Genomic DNA, 21,927 nt, shown 5'->3' with positions numbered 1-21,927 from the left:
TTTGAGAGGGTAAGGCTCCCAGTAGACGACTGGGTTGATAGGCCAGGTGTGGAAGACCGGTAACGGTTGGAGCTGACTGGTACTAATAGGCCGAGGGCTTGTCCTCAGTTGCTCGCGTCCACTGTGTGGTTCCCGGGTTGCGAACAGTCGCACCGGTTGAACCAGTTTCACTACTTAATTGAAGAGTGTGCTTGTTCGCTAGAACCCGATAGGGTTTCGGTGGTCATAGCGTTAGGGAAACGCCCGGTTACATTCCGAACCCGGAAGCTAAGCCTTTCAGCGCCGATGGTACTGCATGGGGGACCGTGTGGGAGAGTAGGACGCCGCCGAACAATCTTTCAAGGACCCCTGGTCCCAGCGTTCACGCTGGGACCAGGGGTCCTTTTGTATTTCTGCTTGTTTTTGTCGAAGCGCGCCGGTCAGCCGGTTGCGCGAGAATGACTGCGGTACCCGAAGACAGGAGTCACCCCGATGTCCACCAACTCTCCCGACGATCGCTCGGGCGGCGAGCGCCGCGGCGGAGGCCCTCGCGGCCCGCGTCGTGACGACTCGCGTGGCGGCTTCCGTCGCGACGACCGTCCGGCGTTCCGTCGTGACGACCGTGACGACCGTGGTGGCGACCGTCCCCGTGGCCCGCGCCGCGACGACGACCGTGGCGGTCGTCCCGCCGGCGGTGGCTACGGCCAGCGCCGTGACAACGACCGTGGCGGCCGTCCGGGTGGCTTCGAGCGTCGTGACGACCGCGGTGGCCGTCCGTCCGGTGGCGGCTACGGCGGCCCCCGTCGTGACGACGACCGCGGTGGCTTCCGTCGCGACGACCGCGGCCCGCGCCGCGATGACGACCGCGGCGGTTTCCGCGGCGGCCGTGACGACCGTGGTGGCCGTCCGTCCGGTGGCGGTTACGGCGGCCCGCGCCGTGATGACGACCGCGGTGGCTTCCGCCGCGACGACCGCGCACCCCGCCGTGACGACGACCGTGGTGGCCGTCCGTCCGGTGGTGGCTACGGCGGCCCGCGCCGTGACGACGACCGTGGCGGCTTCCGTCGCGACGACCGTCGTGACGAGCGTCCGGCCTTCCGTCGTGACGACCGCCGTGATGACCGTGGTCCGCGTCGTGATGACGACCGTGGTGGCCGTCCGGGTGGCTTCGAGCGTCGTGACGACCGTGGTGGCCGTCCGTCCGGTGGCGGTTACGGCGGCCCCCGTCGTGATGACGACCGTGGTGGTTTCCGTCGCGACGACCGTCGTGACGAGCGTCCGGCCTTCCGTCGTGACGACCGCCGTGACGACCGTGGCCCGCGCCGCGACGACGAGCGTGGCGGCTTCCGCCGCGACGACCGTCCTTCCTTCCCGCGCGACGACCGCGCCCCGCGCCGTGACGACGACCGAGGTGGTTTCCGTCGCGACGACCGCGGCCCGCGCCGCGATGACGACCGTGGCGGCTTCCGCCGTGACGACCGCGCGCCCCGTCGTGATGACGACCGTGGTGGCTTCCGTCGCGACGACCGTCGTGACGAGCGCCCCTCCTTCCGTCGTGACGACCGCCGTGACGACCGCGCCCCGCGCCGCGACGACGAGCGTGGCGGCTTCCGCCGCGACGACCGTGGCCCGCGCCGCGATGACGACCGCGGTGGCTTCCGCGGCGGCCGTGACGACCGCGGTGGCCGTCCCTCCGGCGGCGGCTACGGTCGCCGTGACGACCGCGGCCCGCGCCGTGACGACGACCGCGGCGGTTTCCGCGGCGGCCGTGACGACCGTTCCGGCGGCTACGGCCGTCGTGACGACCGGGACCGTGACCGCGGCGACCGCGAGCCGGTGAAGCGTCTGCCGATCCCCGACGACGTGACCGGCGAGGAGATCGACGCGGACGTCCGGCAGGAGCTCATGAGCCTGCCGAAGGGCCTCGCGGAAGAGGTCGCCCGCAACCTCGTCATGGTGGCGAACCTGCTGGACGAGGAGCCCGAGGAGGCGTACGCCTACTCGCGCATCGCCCTGCGGCTCGCCTCCCGCGTCGCCGCCGTGCGCGAGGCCGCCGGCTTCGCCGCGTACGCGACCGCCCGCTACACCGAGGCGCTCGCGGAGTTCCGCGCCGCCCGCCGGATGACGGGTTCCGTGGAGCTGTGGCCCGTCATGGCCGACTGCGAGCGCGGCATGGGCCGCCCGGAGCGCGCCCTGGCCATGGCCGGCGAGCCCGAGGTGAACAAGCTGGACAAGGCCGGCCAGGTCGAGATGCGTCTCGTCGCCGCCGGTGCCCGCAAGGACATGGGCCAGGCCGAGGCCGCCGTCGTCACCCTCCAGAGCCCCGAGCTCGCCTCCAACTCGGTCCAGCCGTGGACCGCGCGCCTGCGGTACGCCTACGCCGACGCGCTGCTGGAGGTCGGCCGCAAGGACGAGGCCCGTGAGTGGTTCGCCAAGGCCCTCGAGTCCGACCAGGGCGGCATGACGAACGCCTCGGACCGGCTCGCGGAGCTGGACGGCGTGGAGTTCACGGACGCCATGACCACCGAGGCCGACACCGAGGCCGAGGTCGAGGCCAAGGCCGAGACCGTCGCCGCCGGCGAGGAGGCCGCGGAGGAGAAGGCCGACGAGACCGCCGAGGCCGTCGTCGAGGCCGTGGAGACCCCCGCCGTCGAGGTCCCGCAGTTCGTGGAGCCCGTCGTCGCCGAGAAGGCCGCCGACGAGTCCACCGAGGAGAAGGCTTCCGAGGAGAAGTCCTCCGAGGACAAGAGCTGAGCTCCGGTACCCCCGGGAGTCATCTGAAAAAGCCCCCCTCACCCACGGAGACGTGGGTGAGGGGGGCTTTTTCATGGCCGCTCCCCCGTCAGTCCAGGGCCAGGCTCCGCAGCACCAGGCCGGTGGCCGGCTTCGGGCCGAAGGACGTCGACTTGCGCGGCATCGTCACGCCCTGCTCCGCGAGCTCCCGGACGACGTCCTCGCGCACCGGGTGCATGAGGACCGCCGTGCCGCCGTGCCGCTCGGCCTGCTGGACCGCCGCGGCCGTCTCGTGGATGTACCCGATGTGCTCGGGGTCGTCCGGCACGTGCCAGAGGTGCTCCAGCAGGACGGAGTGCAGGACCGTCGCGTCCAGCGTGCGCCACGCCTCCGGACGGTCGGCCGGGACCACGCGGTCGAGGAGGGCCGGATCCGGGCGGTCGACGAGGTGGAAGCGGCCGTCTCCCGCGAGGACGAAGGCGTTGCCGGGCTCCCCGGCCGTCTCCGCCAGCGCGTCCAGGGCCTGCGGCAGCGGCCCGTCCAGGGTCCGGACGCGGAACGCGTCCCCGAGGGCCGCGAGCGCGTCCGCGACCGGGAGCCGGTGCAGCAGGCGGTGGATCGCCCGTACGCGCAGCGGGTAGCGGGCGGTGTCCACGAGGAGGACCAGGCCGAAGTCCCAGGGGCCGGGGGCCGGTTGCTCGGCGCGCAGCCGCTGGTAGGTGGCCCAGCGGTGGTGCCCGTCGGCGATCAGGGCACGCTGCCGGGAGAGGTCCTCGTCGATCAGGCGGAGCTCGTCGGGGTCCGTGACGGACCACAGCCGGTGGGCGTAGCCGTCCTCCGTGGTCGTGGAGAGCAGCGGCTCCCGGCCGACGACGCGGTCGATGACGCCCGCCGCGCCTTCCGGGCCGCCGGTGCCGCGGTACGAGAACAGCAGCGGTTCGAGGTTGGCGCCCGTGTCGCGCATCAGGGCGGCGCGGTCCTCGACGATGTGCGGCATGACGTCCTCGTGGGGGAGGACGGCGCCCTCCTCGCGCGGGGTGAGCCGCAGGGCGCCGATGAGACCGCGCTGGAGGATGCCGTCGCCGCGCTGCTCGTAGACGTACAGGGCGGGCTCGGGGTCGGGCGCGAGGACGTCCTCCTCCTGCCAGCGGCGCAGCGTCTCGGCGGCCTGCCGGTGGCGGTCGGCGGCCGTGGCCGCCTGCGGGAGGATCAGCCGGACGATGTTGTGCGGATCGGCCGTCTCCAGATGGCGCAGTCCGTCGGGCCGCACGACGACGTCGTACGGTGGGGAGGTGACGGCGGCGAGGCTGCCGACCCGCTCCGGGACGTAGCGCAGCCCTCGGAACGGGGCGAGTCGGAGTCCTTGCCCTGCTTTCCCTGCGAACCGTGCCTGTCCTGGAGTGCTCATTGGGAAATGTTATGTCTCACGGCCCGATGAGCAATGATCGCGGAAGAGACGTACAGCACAAGGAGCGAGCCGAACATGAACCAGACCGCCCGGACCCGGCCCGAGGGCAGCGAGCGTCCGCTGAGCGCGGCCTACGACACGGCGCTGCTCGACCTCGACGGCGTGGTCTACGCGGGTGGCGAGGCCATCGCGCACGCGGTCGAGTCGCTGGGCACGGCACGGGACGGCGGCATGCACCTCGCCTACGTGACGAACAACGCCGCCCGCACCCCGGAGACGGTCGCCGGGCACCTGACGGAGCTCGGGGTGCCCGCCGAGCCGTCCGACGTGATCACCTCGGCGCAGGCGGTGGCCCGGCTGATCGCCGATCAGCTGCCCGCCGGTTCGCGGGTGCTGGTGATCGGCGCGGAGGGGCTGCGGGTGGCCCTGCGGGAGCGCGGGCTGGTGCCGGTGGACTCCGCGGACGACGACCCGGCCGCGGTGGCGCAGGGCTACGGCGGGCCGGACATGCCGTGGTCGCGGCTGGCGGAGGCGTCGTACGCGGTGGCGCGGGGCCTGCCGTGGTTCGCGTCCAACACGGACCTGACGATCCCGAGCGCGCGGGGGATCGCCCCGGGCAACGGCGCGGCGGTGCAGGTCGTGCGGATAGCCACGGGCGCGGAGCCGCAGGTGGCGGGGAAGCCGCTGCCGCCGATGCACCGTGAGACCGTGCTGCGCACGGGCGCGGAGCGGCCGCTCGTGGTGGGCGACCGGCTCGACACGGACATCGAGGGCGCGTACGTGGGCGGCGTGGACTCGCTGCTCGTCCTGACCGGGGTCACGACGGCGGCGCAGCTGCTCGCGGCGGAGCCGCGGTTCCGGCCGACGTACGTGGCGGAGGACCTGCGGGGGTTGCTGGTGGCGCAGCCGGCCGTCTCCGGCGACTCCGCCGAGGGGTTCGTGTGCGGGGGGTGGACCGCGGCGGTGCGTGGGGACGCGCTCGTCCTTGAGGGTGAGGGTGAGGGGGAGCGGGTGGACGCGTTGCGGGCGCTTTGCGCGGCGGCTTGGTCGTCGGCGGGGGAGGGGTCTTGCGGGCTGGATGCGGGGAAGGCGCTGGCTCGGCTGGGGTGGTAGTTCGGGCTGCGGGTGGCGTGTGCCGCTGCGCGGGGCCTTGTCCCCTACCCGCCCCTTCCCGAAACCGGGGGCTTCGCCCCCGGGCCCCCTTTTCCGCGCTTCGCGCGGTGTCCTCAAGCGCCGGGTCGGGAAGGGGCGCCGCACTCTCAGGCCAGCTCCGCCAGCAGGTCCTCCTCCGACGCCCCCCGGCGCCAGTAACCCGTGAACGTCACCGCCCGGCGGTCGAAGCCGCGTTCGCCCACCAGGTGGCGGCGGAGGGCGCGGATGCCGCCGGCCTCCCCGGCGATCCAGGCGTAGGGGGTTCCGGCGGGGAACTCCGCGGCGCGGACCGCGTCGAGGAGCGGGGTGGCCGAGGAGCGGCCGCGGACCAGCCAGGTGATGTCCGCGTCGGCCTCGGTGGGGAGGTCCTGGATGTCGTCCGTGTGCGGGACCTCGATCCAGACCTTGGCCCGGGTGCCGGCCGGCAGCCAGGCCAGGGTGGCGGCCACCGCGGGCAGTGCCGTCTCGTCGGCGGTGAGGAGCATCCAGTCGGTGCCCGCGGGCGGCTGGAAGTCGACGCCGCCGTTGTTCTCGACGACGGGGCACAGGACGGTGACGCGGTCGCCCGGGCGGGCGGCCTGGGCCCAGTTGGTGGCCGGGCCGCCGTGGCCGTTCGCGTCGGTGTGCACCGCGAAGTCGACGTCCATCTCCTCCGGTCCGTCCGGCCCGTGCCGCAGCGCCCGCACGGTGTACGTGCGGATGTACGCCCGTACGGCGGGGTCCATGGCCCGCCACTCCGCCCACCAGTTCTCGTCGCGCGCCTCGGGGAGCACCGGGGCGTCCTGTCCCGCCTGCGGCAGGAACAGCTTGAAGCGCTGGTCGCGGCCGCCGCTGACGATGTCGCGCAGGTCCTCGGCGCCGAAGGTGACCCGCATCATCGCGGGGGTGAGCCGCTCGGCGCGCAGGACGCGCAGATCGAAGAATCGGTACGGCAGTACGGGCTTGTCGGCCTGGACGGGCCGGTCGGTCTGGACGGACATGGCGGGTTCCTCTCGGTCGTCGGCCGGGTGTGCCGGCCGGACGGACGTCAGCTGACCTTCTCGGCCTTCTCGATGGCGGCGGCGAGGCTCTCGACGAGCGGCGCGCAGCCGGCGTACGAGTAGCGCGGCTCGCTGAGCCAGGGGGTGATCTGGCCGGCCTTGACGGCGGGCAGGCCGGCCCAGGTGGGCTTGGCCTCGAGGTCCTTGGGCTGGAGTGCGGCGGTGCGGTTGTCGAGGAGGATCACGTCGGCGGCGTACTTGCCGGCGTTCTCCCAGCTGAGGCTCTCGAAGAAGCCTCCGGTGACCTTGTCGGGGACGACGAACTCGACGCCGAGCGACGTGAAGTAGGAGAGGTCGGCGTAGACGGCCGGGTCGGAGACGTAGAGCAGGTCGGCCGAGCCGGAGGCGCAGAGGACCTTGAGGCCCTTCTTGTCCCGGGCGGCCTTGCGGAGCGTCTCGGAGGCCTTCTCGAAGCGGGCCTTCGCGTCGGTGACCTTCTTGGCCTTCAGGTCGGCGCCGAGGGCGCCGGCCAGCTCCGCGTAGCGCCCGATGACCTGGGTCAGGGACACCTTCGTGACGTTGATGCCGACGCTCGGGGCCAGGGCCAGGATCTTCTTCCTGCTGCCGTCCGGCACGTACCAGAGCTCGCTGCCCTGGAGCATGTTGGTGACCAGCAGGTCCGGGCCCAGGGCCGCGTACTTCTCGACGTTGAACTCGCCCCAGGCGTTGCCCAGGACCGTGACCTTGCCGACGTCGAGGTCGCCGGCCTGCGGGTCCGGCTTGCCGCCCTTGAGCGTGGTGGGGCCGAAGACGCCCGCGCACTCGAAGCCGAAGTCGTGCAGGGCGGCGGCGGTGCCGGTGAAGGCGACGACCTTCTTGGGGGTCTTCTTCGTCCGGGCGGTCTCGCCGCGGTCGTCCTTGAAGGTCCAGGAGCCCGAGTCCGCGCGCGCCCCTGACGCCTTGTCCGCCTTGTCCGACGAACCGCCGCACGCCGCGAGGAGGCCGCCGAGGCCGAGGGCGCCGCCGGCGGCCAGCAGGCCGCGGCGGGTCGGGCGGGACGGGCCGCCGGAGCGGCCGGACGGGGAGGACTGGGGGGAGGTGCTCATGGGGGTGCGCTTCTCTCGGAACTACACTCGAACGGGGGGATCTCAGGGTAGGCTAACCTAACCTGGTGTTGGTCGAGAGTCACCCCCGGTCCCAGGCGGCCCCGCCGGAACCCACGCCACGCGGCCGGAACGCGGTACGCGCCGCGGGTCTGTTCGCCGCCGTGGGCGCGCTCCTGCTGGTCGCCGTCGCGAGCGTCGCCGTCGGCGCCAGACAGATCCCCCTCGACCAGGTCTGGCACGGCCTGTTCCACTTCACGGGCACCGACACCGACGTGGTGGTCCGTGAGGTACGGGTGCCCCGTACGCTTCTGGGCTTGCTGGCCGGCACCGCGCTCGGTCTCGCCGGCGCCGTGATGCAGGCCCTCACCCGCAACCCGCTCGCCGAACCCGGCATCCTCGGCGTCAACGCCGGTGCCGCGGCGGCCGTCGTGTCCGCCGTCAGCTTCCTCGGCGTCACCTCCGTCGGCGGCTACGTGTGGTTCGCCTTCCTCGGCGCCGCCGTCGTCTCCGTGCTCGTCCACGCGCTCGGCGGCAGCCGCGCCGCGACCCCCGTCCGCCTCGCCCTCGCGGGCACGGCCGTGACCTACGCCCTCTACGGCTACGTCAACTCCGTCCAGCTCATGGACTCGGCCGCCCTCGACCGGATGCGCTTCTGGACGGTCGGCTCGCTGGCCTCCGCCTCCATGGACGTCATCCGCCAGGTCGGCCCGTTCATCGCCGCCGGCGTGCTGCTGGCCCTGGCGCTCGCCCGCCCGCTGAACGCGGTGGCGCTCGGCGACGACACCGCCCGCGCGCTCGGCACGAGCCCCGTCCGCACCCGCGTCCTCGCCATGACCGCCGTCACCCTGCTGTGCGGCGCCGCGACCGCGGCCTGCGGGCCGATCGTCTTCATCGGCCTGATCGTCCCGCACCTCGTCCGCTCCCTCACCGGCCCGGACCTGCGCTGGATCCTGCCGTACGCGGCCGTGCTGGCACCGGTGCTGCTGCTCGGCGCCGATGTGATCGGACGCGTCGTCACCCGGCCCGGGGAGCTCCAGGCCGGCATCGTCACCGCGGTCGTCGGCGGACCCGTCTTCATCCACCTCGTCCGCCGCCGCAGAATGGCACAGCAGTGACAGCCGCCTCCCGAACCCCCCGAACCTCCCGGCCCGGTACGACCGGGAAGACCCTGCGGACCCGCGGTGGGCTCTCCCTGCGGGTGGACCCCCGGGCGGCCGTCGTCGTCCTGCTGCTCCTCGCCGTCGCCGTCGCCGCGGCCGTCGCGCTCATCGGCACCGGCGACTTCCCCATGGCGCCCGCCGACGTGCTGCGCACCCTCACCGGCGGCGGCACACCCGCGCAGGAGTTCATCGTCCGGGACCTGCGGCTGCCGCGGGTGCTCGTCGGCCTGCTCGTCGGCGCCTCGCTCGGACTGGCCGGCGCCGTCTTCCAGTCCGTCTCCCGCAACCCGCTGGGCAGCCCGGACGTCATCGGCTTCGGCCAGGGGTCGGCGGCCGGGGCGCTCGTCGTCATCGTGCTCTTCCACGGCGACCCCTTCGCCGTCGCGGCGGGTGCCGTCGCGGGCGGCGTCGTCACCGGCCTCGCCGTCTACCTGCTGGCGTGGCGCAAGGGCATCCACGGCTACCGCCTCGTGCTCGTCGGCATCGGCGCCGCCGCCGTGCTCACCGGTGTCCGCGACTACCTGATGACCAAGGCCGACCTCGTCGACGCCACACGCTCCATGGTCTGGATGGTCGGCTCGCTCGACGGCCGCGACTGGAGCCAGGTGTGGCCCCTGCTGTGCGTGGCCGCCGTGCTCTTCCCCGTCCTCCTCGGCCACGGCCGGGCCCTGCGGATGCTGGAGATGGGCGACAACGCCGCGTACGCCCTGGGCGTACGGGCCGAGCGCACCCGGCTCGTGGCGATGGGCGCCGCCGTGCTGCTGACCGCCGCCGCGACGGCCGCCGCCGGACCCGTCACCTTCGTCGCCCTCGCCGCGCCCCAGATCGCCCGGCGGCTCACCCGGGCGTCCGGGCCCAACCTGCCCGCCTCCGCCTGCACCGGCGCGGTGCTGCTGGTCGGCGCGGACTGGGGCTCCCAGCGGCTCTTCGGGGCCGACCAGCTGCCCGTCGGGGCGCTGACCGGGATGCTGGGCGGCTGCTATCTGCTGTGGCTGCTGTTCACCGAGCGCAAGGCGGGACGGATATGAGCGGCCGGGGCATGAGCGCACCGGGCGCGGGCACGCCCGGGAGGCGGGACAGAAGCGCGTCGGCCGCCGCGCGCGCGTCGTACGGGAACGCCACCCGCGTCGGGTCGTACGCGAACACCGAGCGCGCGTCGTACGGCAACAGCCAGCGCGTGTCGCACATGAACACCGAGCGTGTGTCGCACATGAACACCGAGCGCGAGTCGTACGGGAACACCGAGCGTCGTACAGGTACACCGAGCAAGGAGACATCACCGTGAGCCGACTGACGGCCGAATCCGTCACCCTCGCCTACGACCAGCGCGTCATCGCCGAGAACCTCTCGGTCGCCGTCCCCGACAACTCCTTCACGGTGATCATCGGCCCCAACGCCTGCGGCAAGTCCACCCTGCTGCGGGCCCTGTCCCGGATGCTCAAGCCGGCCACCGGGTCCGTCCTCCTCGACGGCGCCGCCATCGACAGTTACCCCGCCAAGCAGGTCGCCCGCACCCTCGGTCTGCTTCCGCAGTCCTCCATCGCGCCGGACGGCATCACCGTCGCCGACCTGGTCGCCCGGGGCCGCTACCCGCACCAGGGGATGCTGCGCCAGTGGTCGCGCGAGGACGAGCGGATCGTCCAGGAGTCGATGGAGGCCACCGGCGTCGGGGCGCTCGGCGACCGGCACGTCGACGAGCTCTCCGGCGGCCAGCGCCAGCGGGTCTGGATCGCCATGGCCCTCGCCCAGCAGACCCCGCTGCTGCTCCTGGACGAGCCGACCACCTACCTCGACATCCAGCACCAGATCGAGGTCCTCGACCTCTGCGCCGACCTGCACGAGACCCAGGGCCGCACCCTCGTCGCCGTCCTCCACGACCTCAACCACGCCGCGCGCTACGCCACCCACCTGATCGCGATGCGCGACGGCCGGGTGGTGGCCGAGGGCGCGCCGGGCGAGGTCGTCACCGCCGAGCTCGTCGAGCGGGTGTTCGGGCTGCGCTGCCAGGTCATCGACGACCCCGAGACGGGCACACCGCTGGTCGTCCCGGCCGCCCGGCAGCGCCGGAGCGCCTCCGCCGAGGCCGCTACAGCAGCTTCCGCAGGCGCAGCACGTCCCGCAGGCTCGCCTGCACCCTGACCCGGCCGGCGGCCCACGCCTTCGCGAAGTTCAGCCGGCCGTCCACCAGGGCCACCAGGTCGTCGCCCGTCATCGTCAGGGCGATCTCCGAGCGCCGCTCGGGGGTGCCCGGGACGGTCCGTACGTCCTGGATGTGGCCGCCCGCGAGGTGGCCCACGAAGGTCACGTCGAGGTCGGACAGATGACAGCTGAGCGAGCGGTCGGGCGCGGCGGCGTCGCGGAGGTCGCCGCTCGCCCCCGCGAGGTTCTCCGCCAGCCGGTCGAGCGCTTCTCTGCACTCCTCGATGGTCGCCATTGGGAGGGACGCTACCTCAGGTGATCGCGTACGCCGCACAGGCGCTGTTCCGGGGTAGCGTCGGAGTCATGAGCGAAGCGATGAGCGGTGTGCCGGACGAGCCGCCGGGCGAGGCGGCACAGGACCCGGCGGACGGTCTCGCGGACGGGGCGGACGAGCGCGCCGGGGCCCCGGACGCCGCCGGGCCGCGGCCCCTCGGCGTCGACCGGGCGCCCACCGGCGACGCCGCGGTGGACGCCCAGCTGCGCCGGCTGGCCGACGCCGACCACCTCGCCGCGAGCGGCCACCTGGAGGTGTACGAGGATGTACACCGGGGCCTGCGCGACGCGCTCACCGCGCTCGACAGGCACCCGGGACCACCCGCGCCGTCCGGCGCGCCCGCCTCGTACGACAACAGGAGCTGAACCACCCGTGGCAGTGACCCGCCCGCGCCGCAGCCGACTCGACGCCGAGCTGGTGCGCCGGAAACTCGCCCGCTCCCGCGAGCACGCGAGCCAGCTGATCGCCGCGGGCCGGGTGACCGTCGGCGGCGCCGTCGCGACCAAGGCCGCCACCCAGGTGGAGATCAGCGCCGCCGTCGTGGTCACCCAGGACGAGAACGACCCCGACTACGTCTCCCGCGGCGGCCACAAGCTCGCGGGCGCCTTCGCCGCCTTCGTCCCGAAGGGCCTGAAGGTCGAGGGCCGCCGGGCCCTGGACGCGGGAGCCTCCACCGGCGGCTTCACCGACGTCCTGCTGCGCGCGGGCGCCGCCCACGTCGTCGCCGTGGACGTCGGCTACGGACAGCTCGCCTGGTCCCTCCAGAGTGACGACCGGGTCACCGTGAAGGACCGTACGAACGTCCGCGAGTTGACGCTCGACCAGATCGACGACCGGCCGGCCGACCTCGTCGTCGGCGACCTGTCCTTCATCCCGCTCGGCCTCGTACTGCCCGCCCTGGTGCGCTGCGCCGCGCCCGACGCGGACCTGGTCCTCATGGTCAAGCCGCAGTTCGAGGTGGGCAAGGAGCGGCTCGGCACCGGCGGCGTGGTGCGCAGCACCCAGCTGCGGGCCGAGGCCGTCCGCACGGTCGCCGGCCAGGCGGCCGCCCTCGGCCTCGGTGTGCTGGGCGTGACGGCCAGCCCGCTGCCCGGCCCCTCGGGCAACGTCGAGTACTTTCTGTGGCTGCGCGCCGGAGCGCCTGAACTGGACCCGGCGGACGTTGACCGTGCAGTGGCGGAGGGGCCCCGTTGACCACTTCAGAAGCAGCATCCGAGACAGCAGCAGCACAGGTGCGGAACCGGGCGGGAGCGGCGGGGGAGGCCACCGAGGCCGGCCGCACCGTCTTCCTGCTCGCACACACCGGCCGCCCGGCGGCCATCCGCAGCGCCGAACTCGTCGTCCAGGGACTGCTGCGCTGCGGCATCGGGGTGCGGGTCCTCGCCGAGGAGGCCGCGGACCTGCCGCTGCCGCCCTCGGCGGAACTGGTCGAGGCCGGACCGGGCAGGCCGGACGTCCTGGAGGGCTGCGAGCTGCTGATCGTGCTCGGCGGTGACGGCACCCTGCTGCGCGGCGCGGAGTTCGCGCGGCGCTCCGGGGTGCCGATGCTGGGCGTCAACCTCGGCCGGGTCGGCTTCCTGGCCGAGGCCGAGCGGGACGACCTGGACAAGGTCGTCGACCGCGTCGTGACCCGGGCCTACGAGGTCGAGGAGCGGATGACGCTCGACGTCCTCGTCCGGACCGACGGGCACGTCGTGCACACCGACTGGGCGCTGAACGAGGCGTCCGTGGAGAAGGCGGCGCGGGAGCGGCTGCTGGAGGTCGTCACGGAGGTCGACGGGCGGCCGGTGTCGCGGTTCGGCGGCGACGGCGTCGTCTGCGCGACCCCGACCGGCTCCACGGCCTACGCCTTCTCGGCGGGCGGCCCGGTGGTCTGGCCGGAGGTGGAGGCACTGCTGATGGTGCCCATCAGCGCGCACGCGCTCTTCGCCAAGCCGCTGGTGACGGCCCCGGACTCGGTCCTCGCGGTCGAGGTGCAGCCGCAGACGCCCAACGGCGTCCTGTGGTGCGACGGCCGCCGCACCGCTCCGCTGCCGGCGGGCGCGCGGGTGGAGGTACGGCGGGGTGCGGTGCCGGTGCGGCTGGCGCGGCTGCACCACGCGTCCTTCACGGACCGGCTGGTCGCGAAGTTCGCGCTGCCGGTCGCGGGCTGGCGGGGCGCGCCGCACTAGGGTTCCGCCCCCTCGCCCTTCCGCGCTGTCGCGTGGTGACCGCAAGCGAGGACCGGCCGGATGTTCCGGCTGTCCGATGCCGGCCGTCCCCGGGCCGGGGCCTGCCCCGCGCCCCGGTCGGCCTTCTTCCCCGGGCCGGGCGACGGCTCGGCGCGTCCGGCACTTGAGGACCGGGGTCCGGGGCGGAGCCCCGGGAGCGGGAAGGGACGGGTCGCGGAAGGACCCGCCGTGCCCGTCCTTGCCCCGGTTTGCGGAAGGCCCGGGGCCCTCACCCGGAACGGTGGCGAGGCGCTCTTCGGGGCGACCGGGAGGGGGAGCCGTCGCGAGGCGGCCCCGGAACCTCGTATGGTCGTATCCGTGTTGGAGGAGATGCGGATCCGGTCCTTGGGCGTCATCGATGACGCGGTGGTCGAGCTGTCGCCCGGTTTCACCGCGGTCACGGGTGAGACCGGCGCGGGCAAGACCATGGTCGTCACCAGCCTCGGGCTGCTGCTCGGCGGGCGCGCCGACCCCGCGCTGGTGCGCGTCGGCGCCAAGTCCGCGGTGGTCGAGGGCAGGCTCGCCGTCGACCGCCGGTCACCCGTGGCCGTACGGGCCGAGGAGGCGGGCGCCGAGCTGGACGACGGCACGCTGCTCATCAGCCGCACCCTCTCCGCCGAGGGGCGCTCACGCGCCCACCTGGGCGGCCGGAGCGTGCCCGTGGGACTGCTCGGCGAGCTCGCCGACGACCTGGTGGCGGTGCACGGGCAGACGGACCAGCAGGGGCTGCTGCGCCCGGCCCGGCAGCGCCAGGCGCTGGACCGGTACGCGGGCGACGCGGTGTCCGTGCCGCTCGCCAAGTACGCCGGCGCCTACCGGCGGCTGCGGGCCGTCGCCGCCGAGCTGACGGAGCTGACCACGCGCGCCCGCGAGCGGGCGCAGGAGGCGGACCTGCTGCGCTTCGGGCTGGACGAGGTGGCCGCCGTCGAGCCGCTGCCCGGGGAGGACGCCGAGCTCGCCGCGGAGGCCTCGCGGCTGGGCCACGCGGAGGCGCTGGCCTCCGCCGCGTCCGCCGCGCACGCGGCCCTCGCCGGGAACCCCGAGGACCCGGAGGGCATCGACGCGGCCACGCTGGTGGCGGGCGCGCAGCGCGCGGTGGAGGCCGTGCGCTCCCACGACCCGGCGCTCGCCGCGCTCGCGGACCGGATCGGCGAGATCGGCATCCTGGTGTCCGACGTGGCCGGTGAGCTCGCGGGCTACGCATCCGACCTCGACGCGGACCCGCTGCGGCTCGCGGCCGTGGAGGAGCGGCGGGCGGCGCTGACGCACCTGACGCGCAAGTACGGGGCGGACATCGCGGGCGTCCTGGCCTGGGCCGAGGAGAGCGCCGCGCGCCTGGGCGCCCTGGAGGGCGACGACGACCGCATCGAGGAGCTGACCGCGGAGCGGGACGCGCTCCGGGCCGAACTGGGCGGGCTGGCACAGGCGCTGAGCGACGCGCGCGCGGAGGCGGCGGAGCGGTTCGCCGGGGCGGTCACGGCCGAGCTCGCGGAGCTGGCCATGCCGCACGCGCGGGTCACCTTCGCCATCCGGCAGACCGAGGTGGCGGACGCGGAGAGCGGCGCGAACGGCGTCGAGGTCGGCGGCCGGGCCGTCGCGTACGGGCCGCACGGCGTGGACGAGGTCGAGCTCTACCTCACCCCGCACCCCGGGGCGCAGCCCCGGCCCATCGCCAAGGGCGCGTCGGGCGGTGAGCTCTCGCGCGTCATGCTCGCCGTGGAGGTCGTCTTCGCGGGTTCCGACCCCGTGCCGACGTACCTCTTCGACGAGGTCGACGCCGGTGTCGGCGGCAAGGCGGCCGTCGAGGTCGGCCGCCGTCTGGCCCGCCTCGCCCGCACCGCGCAGGTCGTGGTCGTCACCCACCTCCCGCAGGTCGCCGCCTTCGCCGACCGCCACCTGGTCGTGGAGAAGACCCACGAGGGCTCGGTGACCCGCAGCGGCGTCAAGGCCATGGAGGGCGAGGACCGCGTCCGCGAGCTCTCCCGCATGCTGGCCGGCCAGGAGGATTCCCAGCTGGCCAGGGCGCACGCGGAGGAGCTCCTGGAGGCGGCGCGGGGGCCGCTGGCGCGGGGCTGAGCGGCGAGGCGGGGTGCGGTGGGGTGCCGCTGCGCGGGGCTTTTCCCCCTGCCCGCCCCTTCCCGAACGGGGCTCCGCCCCGGACCCCGGGCCTCGATCGCCGGACGCGCTGGATTCAGCCCGTCCGGCGATCGAGGGCGTTCGGGAAGGGGAGCCGGGCACCTGACGTCGGCGCTCAGAATCACCTATGTGAGTGAATCCGCGGATGCGTGGGCGAGGTAAGGCGGCCAACCCGCGAGACGGTGGTGCCGGGATGTCGGTGCCTGCTGGCATCCTGGGCGCGGTTCCCCCGCCGCCCTCCCCGCCCACCGCCGGAACGGAGCGTCCACCCGCGTGAGCAGCACAGCCGTACCGCCGCACGGGCGCCCGCCCCTGCACGCCGTGCAAGTGCTGGGCGGCGGGGGCGCGGGCAGCGGGGCGCACGTGCGGTCGCTGGCCGCCGGGCTGGTGGCGCGGGGGCTGCGGGTCACGGTGTGCGCGCCCCGGGGCACCGGGGAGGGGTACGGCTTCGCCGGGTCCGGGGCCGCGTTCTCGCCGCTGGGCACCTCCACCGACGCCCGGGCCGTCGCCGGGATCCGGGCCGCGAGCGCCGGAGCCGACGTCGTGCACGCCCACGGGCTGCGGTCCGGGGTGCTCGCGGCGCTGGCACTGCGCGGACGCCGCACGCCCCTCGTGGTCACCTGGCACACCAAGGCCCGCGCGGTGGGCGCGCGGGCCCAGTTCGTGCGGCTCATGGAACGGCGGGCCGCGCGGGCCGCCGCGGTCGTCCTCGGTGTGACCGCCGACCTCGTCGACCGGGCCCGGCAGCGGGGTGCCCGTGACGCCCGGCTCGCACCCGTGGCCGTGCCCCCGCCCCGGCCCACGCCCGACGACGACGAGCCGCGCCGCCACAAGGCCCGTGCCGAACTCGGCGCCGTCGCCCGGCCGCTGCTGGTCACCGTCGGCCGGCTCGACGCCGACCGGGGCCACGGCCCGCTCCTCGACGCCGCCCGGGACTGGCGGGAACTCGACCCCGAACCCCTGCTGATCGTCGCCGGCGAGGGCCGGGAGAGGCCCGAGCTCCAGCGCCGGATCGAGTCGGAGGGGCTGCCCGTCCTGCTCGTCGGCCGCCGCGACGACGTGCCCGAACTGCTGGCCACGGCCGACGTCGCGATCCTCTCCAGCCGCTGGGAGGCCCGCTCGGTCCTCGCCCAGGAGGCCCTGCACGCGGGCGTCCCGCTGGTCGCGACGGCCGTCGGCGGCGTCCCGGACCTGGTCGGCGACGCGGCCGAACTCGTCCCCTACGGCGACGCCGCCGCGCTCTCCGCCGCGGTGACGCGGCTGCTCGGCGACCCGGACCGGCGGGCGGCGCTGGTGGCGGCGGGGTTCGCGCAGGCGGCGACGTGGCCTTCGGAGGACGACACGGTGGCTCATGTCCTGAGCGTCTACGACGAATTGGCGGCGGGCGGGGGGAGGTGAGGGGTGCTTGTCCCCTACCCGCCCCTTCCCGATACCGGGGGCTCCGCCCCCGGACCCCCGACGGCCGCGTCGCGCGCGGCGCCCTCACCCGCCGCCCGGGCCGGAGGCGGCCCGGGCGGACGCCTGCCCTAGGCGGAGCTTGCCCGGGCCGGTGTCCGCTCGGGCAGTGCGCGTCCGGGCCGGTGACGGCCGGGGCGGAGCTTGCCCGGCTGCTGGCCGCTCGGGTTGCCGCCTGCCCGGGCCGGCTTCTTCCCGAGTCGGGTCCGCCGGGGCTGGGGCCCTTCGGGCTGGAGGCTGCCCGGGCCAGTGCCTGCCCGGGCTGATGCCGCCCGGGGCTGGGGCCCTTCGGGCTGGAGGTCGCCTGGGGTCGTGCCTGCCTGGCGTCGTGCCTGCCCGGGGCCGTGCCCGCCTGGGGTCGTGCCTGCCCGGGCTGATGCCGGTCGGGGCTGGGGCCCTTCAGGGTGGAGGTCGTCCGGGGCCGTGCCCGCCCGGGGCCCGTGCCCGCCCGGTGCGGAATCCCGCGCGGTGAGCCGCCTGCCGTGGCAGGTGGAAGGGTGGGCGGCGAGGCCGGATCCTGACCGGTACACCACCCCTCAGCCCACATGTCTCCGTGCCCGCAGGGCCAGGCCCACCGACAGCACCACCTGGGGGTCGTCCAGGTCCGTCCCCAGCAGTCGTTGGATCCGGCCCAGCCGGTCGTACAGCGTCTGCCGGTTGAGATGGAGGTCGCGTGCCGTCTCCGCCTTGCGGCCCGCGTGGGCCAGGTACGACTCCAGGGTCGGCAGCAGGGCCGGGCGGGACGCCTCGTCGTGGGCGAGGAGCGGGCCGAGCACCCGGTCCACGAACGCCGCGAGGTCGCCCCGCGCGCGCAGCCGCCACAGCAGGACGTCCACGTCGAGCCGCCGCACGTCGTGCCAGGCCCGGTCCGGCAGGCCCTGGGCCGCCGTCGCCGCCTCCGCGGCGTGCCGCAGTCCCGCCCCCGCCGCCGCCCACGCGGTCGCCGCCCCGGCCACCACCACCGGCCGCCGCACCCCCACCCGTTCCGCGCCCGCCCGCAGCGCGTCGGCCACCCGCCCGGCGACGGGGGACCGCTCGGCCTCCTCCCGCAGCCCGACCAGCAGCGGTATCCGGCCCTCCGGCAGCCGTACGCCCAGCAGCACCGGCACCCCCACCGCCGTCAGCTCCTCCTGCACCGCGCACGTCAGCGCGGCCCAGCTGTCCACCGGCACCTCACCCGTGGCCGGCCGCATCACCATCGGCAGCAGCGGCCCGGACCCCGGCCGGAAACCCAGGACGCGGGCCTGCGCGGGGGCCTCCGCCGGATCGACGCGTCCCTCGGCGAGGTCGCAGAGGAAGTCGCCCCGGCCGCGCGCCGCCAGCTCCTCCTCCTGGCGGGCCTGGAGCAGCACCACCGCCAGCAGCCCGGCGGTCCGCTCCGCCGCGATCCGGTGCACCGGCGCCAGCGGGGCGTTCACCGGCAGCACGGTCAGCCGCGTCCGTACGGCGCCGGGCCCCGGGCCGCCGCCGCCCGGCAGGTCGGTGGTCAGGGCCCCGGCGAGCGAGGCGCCGCGCAGTCCGTCCCATACCTGCAAGGGGTCGGCCGCCCCCGGCGGACCCGCCGGCCCGGCCGCGTACAGCAGCCGTCCCTCCGGCGTGCCCAGGAACACCGGGTTACCCGTGAACTCCGCGAAGAGCCGCAGCACCTCCGGCGCCCCACCACCGCCCAGCAGCACCTCCGTGCACCGCCGGTGCACCTCGTCGACCCGCCGCAGCAGGGCGTAGTGCTCGTTGACCAGCTCGGTGTGGACCTCCTCGGTCACCGCGACGAACGGCACCTCCCGGTGCAGCTGGACCAGCGGCAGCCCGTACGCCCGCGCCGTGTCCACCACCGCCGCCGGCAGCGTCGTGAACCGCGCGCCCAGCTCCACCACCAGCGCCGCGATGCCCCGCTCCGCCAGCCCGCGGACGAAGCCGCGCTGCTCCGCCGGGCGGCTGCCCAGCCCCAGCCCGGTGGTCAGCAGCAGCTCGCCGCCCTTGAGCAGGGTGGCGATGTGGGGCGACTCGCCGGCGTGCACCCAGCGCACCGGCCGGTCCAGCAGATCGCCCCCGGCCACCACCTCCGGCAGCCCCCTGCGCAGGGCGGGCAGTCCTAGGGCCCGCTCCACGGTGATCGTCCCTTGCGGGCCTTGCGGTTCCATGGTCGGGAACGCTACTCGGAGCGTCTCCGGCGGACCACCGTGCGCTTCGTCCACGGCCGAGGGCGCCGGTGCCGCCCGGCCACGCGCCCCCGCCGCGGGCGGCACGCCCGCCGTCCCGGAGCCCCTGGAGAGCCTGATCGGCGCGCGCCCCGCCCGCCGGCCGGGCCCGCGCGCCCTCCTCCCGGCCCCACCTCAGCGGCCTCGGGGGCGCCGCCGTCGCGCCCGGCCCCGGACTCCCGGACGCCGTGGGCGTCCACGTCTTCGCCGGACGGGCCGTCACCCGTACCCGGCCCGGTCCGGACCCGCTCCCGTCGGCCTTCTGTGACACCCCCGACACCCGTCGTTCACAGCCCCGTTTCCGTACCCGAACGGGCGGAGCCCTTCGGTACGTGGCCTCGTCACCCTCCGCGCCCACCGGCCCTGCCGCACCGGTCCTCGGGCACGCCACGAGGGTCGCGGTGAGGACGACGGCGCCGCCGCACCTCGCTCACCACGGCGCTTCACCGAGCGTGGTCGGGCCCGCCGCCAACCTGCGCATCACCGGTACGCACGCGCTGTCACCTCCGGTCGGGCGGATGACGGATCGTTTCGGCCGGATACCCGTGATCCTCCTCGGTCAGGTGTGCCATGTGGTGGCCACCCTGTCCGCGGGCACGGCGAAAGCCCGCCGGTGGGGATCACCAGCGGGCTGTACCTGCTCGGTCCGGCCAGGCCGCCTCTCCGGCGCGGTCAGCCGCCGAAGGCGCTCGACGCGGTGAGCCGCAGCGCCGTGTCGATCAGCGGGACGTGGCTGAAGGCCTGCGGGAAGTTGCCGACCTGCCGCTGGAGGCGGGGGTCCCACTCCTCCGCGAGGAGGCCGAGGTCGTTGCGGAGGGCCAGCAGCCGTTCGAACAGCTGCCGTGCCTCGTCGACGCGGCCGATCATGGCCAGGTCGTCGGCGAGCCAGAACGAGCAGGCCAGGAAGGCGCCTTCGTCCCCTTCCAGCCCGTCCACGCCGGCCTCGTCACCGGCGGTGGGGTAGCGCAGGACGAAGCCGTCCGGTGTGGAGAGCTCGCGCTGGATGGCCTCGATGGTGCCGATGACGCGCTTGTCGTCGGGCGGCAGGAAGCCCATCTGCGGGATCAGGAGCAGGGAGGCGTCCAGCTCCTTGGAGCCGTAGGACTGGGTGAAGGTGTTGCGCTCCTTGTCGTACCCCTTCTCGCAGACGTCGCGGTGGATGTCGTCGCGCAGCTCGCGCCACCGCTCCAGGGGGCCGTCCACGTCACCGGACTCGATCAGCTTGATCGTGCGGTCCACGGCGACCCAGGCCATGACCTTGGAGTGCACGAAGTGGCGGCGCGGGCCGCGCACCTCCCAGATGCCCTCGTCCGGCTCGTTCCAGTGGTCCTCCAGATAGCCGATGAGCCGCAGCTGGAGGAGGGAGGCGTAGTCGTTGCGGGCGAGCCCGGTCATGTGCGCGAGGTGCAGCGCCTCGGTGACCTCGCCGTAGACGTCGAGCTGGAGCTGGTCGGCGGCGCCGTTGCCGATCCGTACGGGGGCGGAGTTCTCGTAGCCGGGCAGCCAGGACAGCTCGGCCTCGCCGAGCTCGCGCTCGCCGGCGATGCCGTACATGATCTGGAGGTTCTCGGGGTCGCCGGCGACCGCGCGCAGCAGCCACTCGCGCCAGGCGCGGGCCTCCTCGCGGTAGCCGGTGCGCAGCAGCGAGGAGAGGGTGATGGCGGCGTCGCGGAGCCAGGTGAAGCGGTAGTCCCAGTTGCGGGAGCCGCCGATGTCCTCGGGCAGGGAGGTCGTGGGGGCCGCGACGATCCCGCCGGTCGGCGCGTAGGTGAGCGCCTTGAGCGTGATCAGGGAGCGGACGACGGCGTCCCGGTAGGGGCCGTGGTACGTACAGTGCTCGACCCACTCGCGCCAGAACTCCTCGGTGGACTCCAGCGAGCCCTCGGGGTCGGGCAGGGCGGGCGCCTCGCGGTGCGAGGGCTGCCAGCTGATGGTGAACGCGATCCGCTCACCGGGCGAGACGGTGAAGTCGGAGTAGGTGGTGAGGTCCTTGCCGAAGGTCTCCGCGGTGGTGTCCAGCCACACCGAGTCGGGGCCGGCCACGGCCACCGTGCGGTCGCCGACCTTGTGCACCCACGGCACGACCCGCCCGTAGGAGAAGCGCATCCGCAGGGCGGAGCGCATCGGCACCCGGCCGCTGACCCCTTCCACGATGCGGATCAGCTGCGGGGCGCCGTCGCGCGGCGGCATGAAGTCGATCACCCGCACGGTGCCGCGCGGGGTGTCCCATTCCGATTCGAGGACCAGGGAGTCCCCCCGGTACCTGCGCCGGTCGGCGTGCGGTGGCGCCGCCCCCGAGGGGTGGGCCGGGCCGATGCGCCAGAAGCCGTGTTCCTCCGTGCCGAGCAGACCGGCGAACGCGGCATGGGAATCAAAGCGGGGGAGGCACAGCCAGTCGGCCGTGCCGTCCCGGCAGACAAGGGCGGCGGTCTGCATATCGCCGATGAGTGCGTAATCCTCGATACGCCCGGCCACGTCATCTCCAGTCGAACGGCCACGTGACCCCGAAGGGTCCTTTTGCGGTCAAGCGATCTTTGACGAGCTCTTGTTCCGGAAGATGGGGGCACCTCCTGGCGTTCCTCGGCGGTAGCCGAGGGAGACAGCTGTACAGGGGGCGCCGTGCCGGCCGGCTCGCTGCATGTGTCCGTGCAGGATACGACGCGGAGTTGGTGCGACGCGCGACAGTTGGCGGACGAATCTGAGCCGAATGGGTGGCCTGGGACGCCACCGTCGGGGGGCCCGGGCACCCGCCCCGGGGGTCGGCGGCCGGCCCTTCCCGCCGGGTCCCGCGGAGCCCCCGACGAGCCCCTGACAAGCCGCCGACGAGCCCTCGAGAAGCCGCCGCCGAGCCGTCGCCGGCCTCCGCGGCGGCCCGGCGCCGGAGCGGAACGGGGGCTCCGGATGTGCCCGGCCCGCGTCGCCGGACGCGGTCGGGCC

The 21,927-nt window shown here is 74.7% G+C and carries 18 protein-coding genes and 2 rRNA genes; 14 read left to right on the top strand and 6 right to left on the bottom strand.

The genetic code is table 11. The features are described from left to right. The 4 genes from LUZ64_RS10720 to LUZ64_RS10705 all read left to right on the top strand — a co-directional run. A 23S ribosomal RNA gene (locus LUZ64_RS10720) occupies positions 1–106 on the top strand; the annotation flags it as partial. Between the two features lie 109 nt (positions 107–215). Further along, positions 216–332 (top strand): 5S ribosomal RNA (rrf, locus tag LUZ64_RS10715). 260 nt (positions 333–592) lie between these two features. Next, complete coding sequence (locus LUZ64_RS10710; protein ID WP_232398544.1) at positions 593–1,819, top strand: hypothetical protein; 1,227 nt, start codon at positions 593–595, stop codon at positions 1,817–1,819. A 65-nt stretch (positions 1,820–1,884) separates the two neighbouring features. Further along, on the top strand, positions 1,885–2,733 hold the full coding sequence (locus LUZ64_RS10705; RefSeq protein ID WP_095580657.1) for a tetratricopeptide repeat protein: 849 nt from the start codon (positions 1,885–1,887) through the stop codon (positions 2,731–2,733). A gap of 88 nt (positions 2,734–2,821) precedes the next feature. Here the strand turns inward: LUZ64_RS10705 and LUZ64_RS10700 are convergent, their stop codons facing one another. Further along, the gene (locus LUZ64_RS10700; RefSeq protein ID WP_095580653.1) at positions 2,822–4,120 is read right to left on the bottom strand and encodes a DUF1015 family protein; all 1,299 of its coding nucleotides are present in this window, start codon (positions 4,118–4,120) and stop codon (positions 2,822–2,824) included. 75 nt (positions 4,121–4,195) lie between these two features. Between LUZ64_RS10700 and LUZ64_RS10695 the strand changes: the two genes are divergently transcribed. Continuing rightward, positions 4,196–5,233: an HAD hydrolase-like protein gene (locus LUZ64_RS10695; protein ID WP_095580651.1), complete on the top strand. Its 1,038-nt coding sequence runs from the start codon at positions 4,196–4,198 to the stop codon at positions 5,231–5,233. A gap of 146 nt (positions 5,234–5,379) precedes the next feature. Here LUZ64_RS10695 and LUZ64_RS10690 read toward each other — a convergent pair whose 3' ends face one another. Further along, positions 5,380–6,252 (bottom strand): siderophore-interacting protein, encoded by an 873-nt coding sequence (locus LUZ64_RS10690; RefSeq protein WP_095580649.1) that lies wholly within the window; start codon positions 6,250–6,252, stop codon positions 5,380–5,382. A gap of 47 nt (positions 6,253–6,299) precedes the next feature. Beyond that, positions 6,300–7,358 (bottom strand): ABC transporter substrate-binding protein, encoded by a 1,059-nt coding sequence (locus tag LUZ64_RS10685; RefSeq protein WP_095580647.1) that lies wholly within the window; start codon positions 7,356–7,358, stop codon positions 6,300–6,302. 65 nt (positions 7,359–7,423) lie between these two features. On the opposite strand from LUZ64_RS10685, the gene LUZ64_RS10680 reads away from it, so the two are divergent. Genes LUZ64_RS10680 through LUZ64_RS10665 form a run of 4 tightly spaced genes read left to right on the top strand, consistent with a single transcriptional unit; the run spans position 7,424 to position 10,657 of the window. Further along, entirely contained in the window at positions 7,424–8,473 is a 1,050-nt protein-coding gene (locus tag LUZ64_RS10680) for a FecCD family ABC transporter permease (RefSeq protein WP_372472042.1), read from the top strand. Further along, entirely contained in the window at positions 8,470–9,546 is a 1,077-nt protein-coding gene (locus LUZ64_RS10675) for a FecCD family ABC transporter permease (RefSeq protein WP_095580643.1), read from the top strand. Before LUZ64_RS10680 ends, LUZ64_RS10675 begins: the two co-directional genes overlap by 4 nt. 11 nt (positions 9,547–9,557) lie before the next feature. Further along, complete coding sequence (locus LUZ64_RS10670) at positions 9,558–9,803, top strand: hypothetical protein (protein WP_143593074.1); 246 nt, start codon at positions 9,558–9,560, stop codon at positions 9,801–9,803. Continuing rightward, positions 9,800–10,657: an ABC transporter ATP-binding protein gene (locus tag LUZ64_RS10665; RefSeq protein ID WP_095580639.1), complete on the top strand. Its 858-nt coding sequence runs from the start codon at positions 9,800–9,802 to the stop codon at positions 10,655–10,657. The genes LUZ64_RS10670 and LUZ64_RS10665 overlap by 4 nt, the downstream gene beginning before the upstream one ends. Here the strand turns inward: LUZ64_RS10665 and LUZ64_RS10660 are convergent. Further along, positions 10,605–10,952, bottom strand: a complete 348-nt coding sequence (locus tag LUZ64_RS10660) for a sterol-binding protein (protein ID WP_095580637.1) — start codon at positions 10,950–10,952, stop codon at positions 10,605–10,607. The two genes, LUZ64_RS10665 and LUZ64_RS10660, sit on opposite strands and share 53 nt — an antisense overlap. Before the next feature lie 68 nt (positions 10,953–11,020). On the opposite strand from LUZ64_RS10660, the gene LUZ64_RS10655 reads away from it, so the two are divergent. The 5 genes from LUZ64_RS10655 (at position 11,021) to LUZ64_RS10635 (ending at position 16,735) form a co-directional block, all read left to right on the top strand. Next, positions 11,021–11,356 carry a hypothetical protein gene (locus tag LUZ64_RS10655; protein ID WP_232390416.1) on the top strand — a complete coding sequence of 112 codons (336 nt, stop codon included), beginning with the start codon at positions 11,021–11,023 and terminating at the stop codon, positions 11,354–11,356. Positions 11,357–11,369: 13 nt separating this feature from the next. Then, positions 11,370–12,185 (top strand): TlyA family RNA methyltransferase, encoded by an 816-nt coding sequence (locus LUZ64_RS10650; RefSeq protein WP_095580635.1) that lies wholly within the window; start codon positions 11,370–11,372, stop codon positions 12,183–12,185. 38 nt (positions 12,186–12,223) lie between these two features. Beyond that, positions 12,224–13,162, top strand: coding sequence for an NAD kinase (locus LUZ64_RS10645; RefSeq protein WP_095580633.1), 939 nt, complete (start codon positions 12,224–12,226; stop codon positions 13,160–13,162). A 345-nt stretch (positions 13,163–13,507) separates the two neighbouring features. Then, positions 13,508–15,277 (top strand): DNA repair protein RecN, encoded by a 1,770-nt coding sequence (recN, locus tag LUZ64_RS10640; protein ID WP_095580631.1) that lies wholly within the window; start codon positions 13,508–13,510, stop codon positions 15,275–15,277. A gap of 333 nt (positions 15,278–15,610) precedes the next feature. Beyond that, a complete protein-coding gene (locus LUZ64_RS10635) occupies positions 15,611–16,735 on the top strand; it encodes a glycosyltransferase family 4 protein (RefSeq protein ID WP_095580629.1) in 1,125 nt (374 codons plus the stop codon). Positions 16,736–17,328: 593 nt separating this feature from the next. On the opposite strand, the gene LUZ64_RS10630 is transcribed toward LUZ64_RS10635, so the two are convergent. Then, on the bottom strand, positions 17,329–18,933 hold the full coding sequence (locus tag LUZ64_RS10630; protein WP_095578817.1) for a PucR family transcriptional regulator: 1,605 nt from the start codon (positions 18,931–18,933) through the stop codon (positions 17,329–17,331). Between the two features lie 729 nt (positions 18,934–19,662). Next, positions 19,663–21,465 carry a glycoside hydrolase family 15 protein gene (locus LUZ64_RS10625; protein ID WP_095578818.1) on the bottom strand — a complete coding sequence of 601 codons (1,803 nt, stop codon included), beginning with the start codon at positions 21,463–21,465 and terminating at the stop codon, positions 19,663–19,665. Positions 21,466–21,927 lie beyond the last annotated feature (462 nt).

Source organism: Streptomyces albireticuli, from assembly GCF_021228125.1.
Classification (GTDB): Bacteria; Actinomycetota; Actinomycetes; order Streptomycetales; family Streptomycetaceae; genus Streptomyces; species Streptomyces albireticuli.
This window is presented reverse-complemented; position numbering and strand designations above follow the sequence as displayed.

Excerpts from the sequence above, each read along its gene's own strand:
- LUZ64_RS10690 (WP_095580649.1), bottom strand. The coding sequence starts at position 6,252 with ATGTCCGTCCAGACCGACCGGCCCGTCCAGGCCGACAAGCCCGTACTG.
- recN (WP_095580631.1), top strand. The coding sequence starts at position 13,508 with ATGGTCGTATCCGTGTTGGAGGAGATGCGGATCCGGTCCTTGGGCGTC.
- LUZ64_RS10660 (WP_095580637.1), bottom strand. The coding sequence starts at position 10,952 with ATGGCGACCATCGAGGAGTGCAGAGAAGCGCTCGACCGGCTGGCGGAG.
- LUZ64_RS10705 (WP_095580657.1), top strand. The coding sequence starts at position 1,885 with ATGAGCCTGCCGAAGGGCCTCGCGGAAGAGGTCGCCCGCAACCTCGTC.
- LUZ64_RS10670 (WP_143593074.1), top strand. The coding sequence starts at position 9,558 with ATGAGCGCACCGGGCGCGGGCACGCCCGGGAGGCGGGACAGAAGCGCG.
- LUZ64_RS10630 (WP_095578817.1), bottom strand. The coding sequence starts at position 18,933 with ATGGAACCGCAAGGCCCGCAAGGGACGATCACCGTGGAGCGGGCCCTA.
- LUZ64_RS10655 (WP_232390416.1), top strand. The coding sequence starts at position 11,021 with ATGAGCGAAGCGATGAGCGGTGTGCCGGACGAGCCGCCGGGCGAGGCG.
- LUZ64_RS10700 (WP_095580653.1), bottom strand. The coding sequence starts at position 4,120 with ATGAGCACTCCAGGACAGGCACGGTTCGCAGGGAAAGCAGGGCAAGGA.
- LUZ64_RS10685 (WP_095580647.1), bottom strand. The coding sequence starts at position 7,358 with ATGAGCACCTCCCCCCAGTCCTCCCCGTCCGGCCGCTCCGGCGGCCCG.
- LUZ64_RS10695 (WP_095580651.1), top strand. The coding sequence starts at position 4,196 with ATGAACCAGACCGCCCGGACCCGGCCCGAGGGCAGCGAGCGTCCGCTG.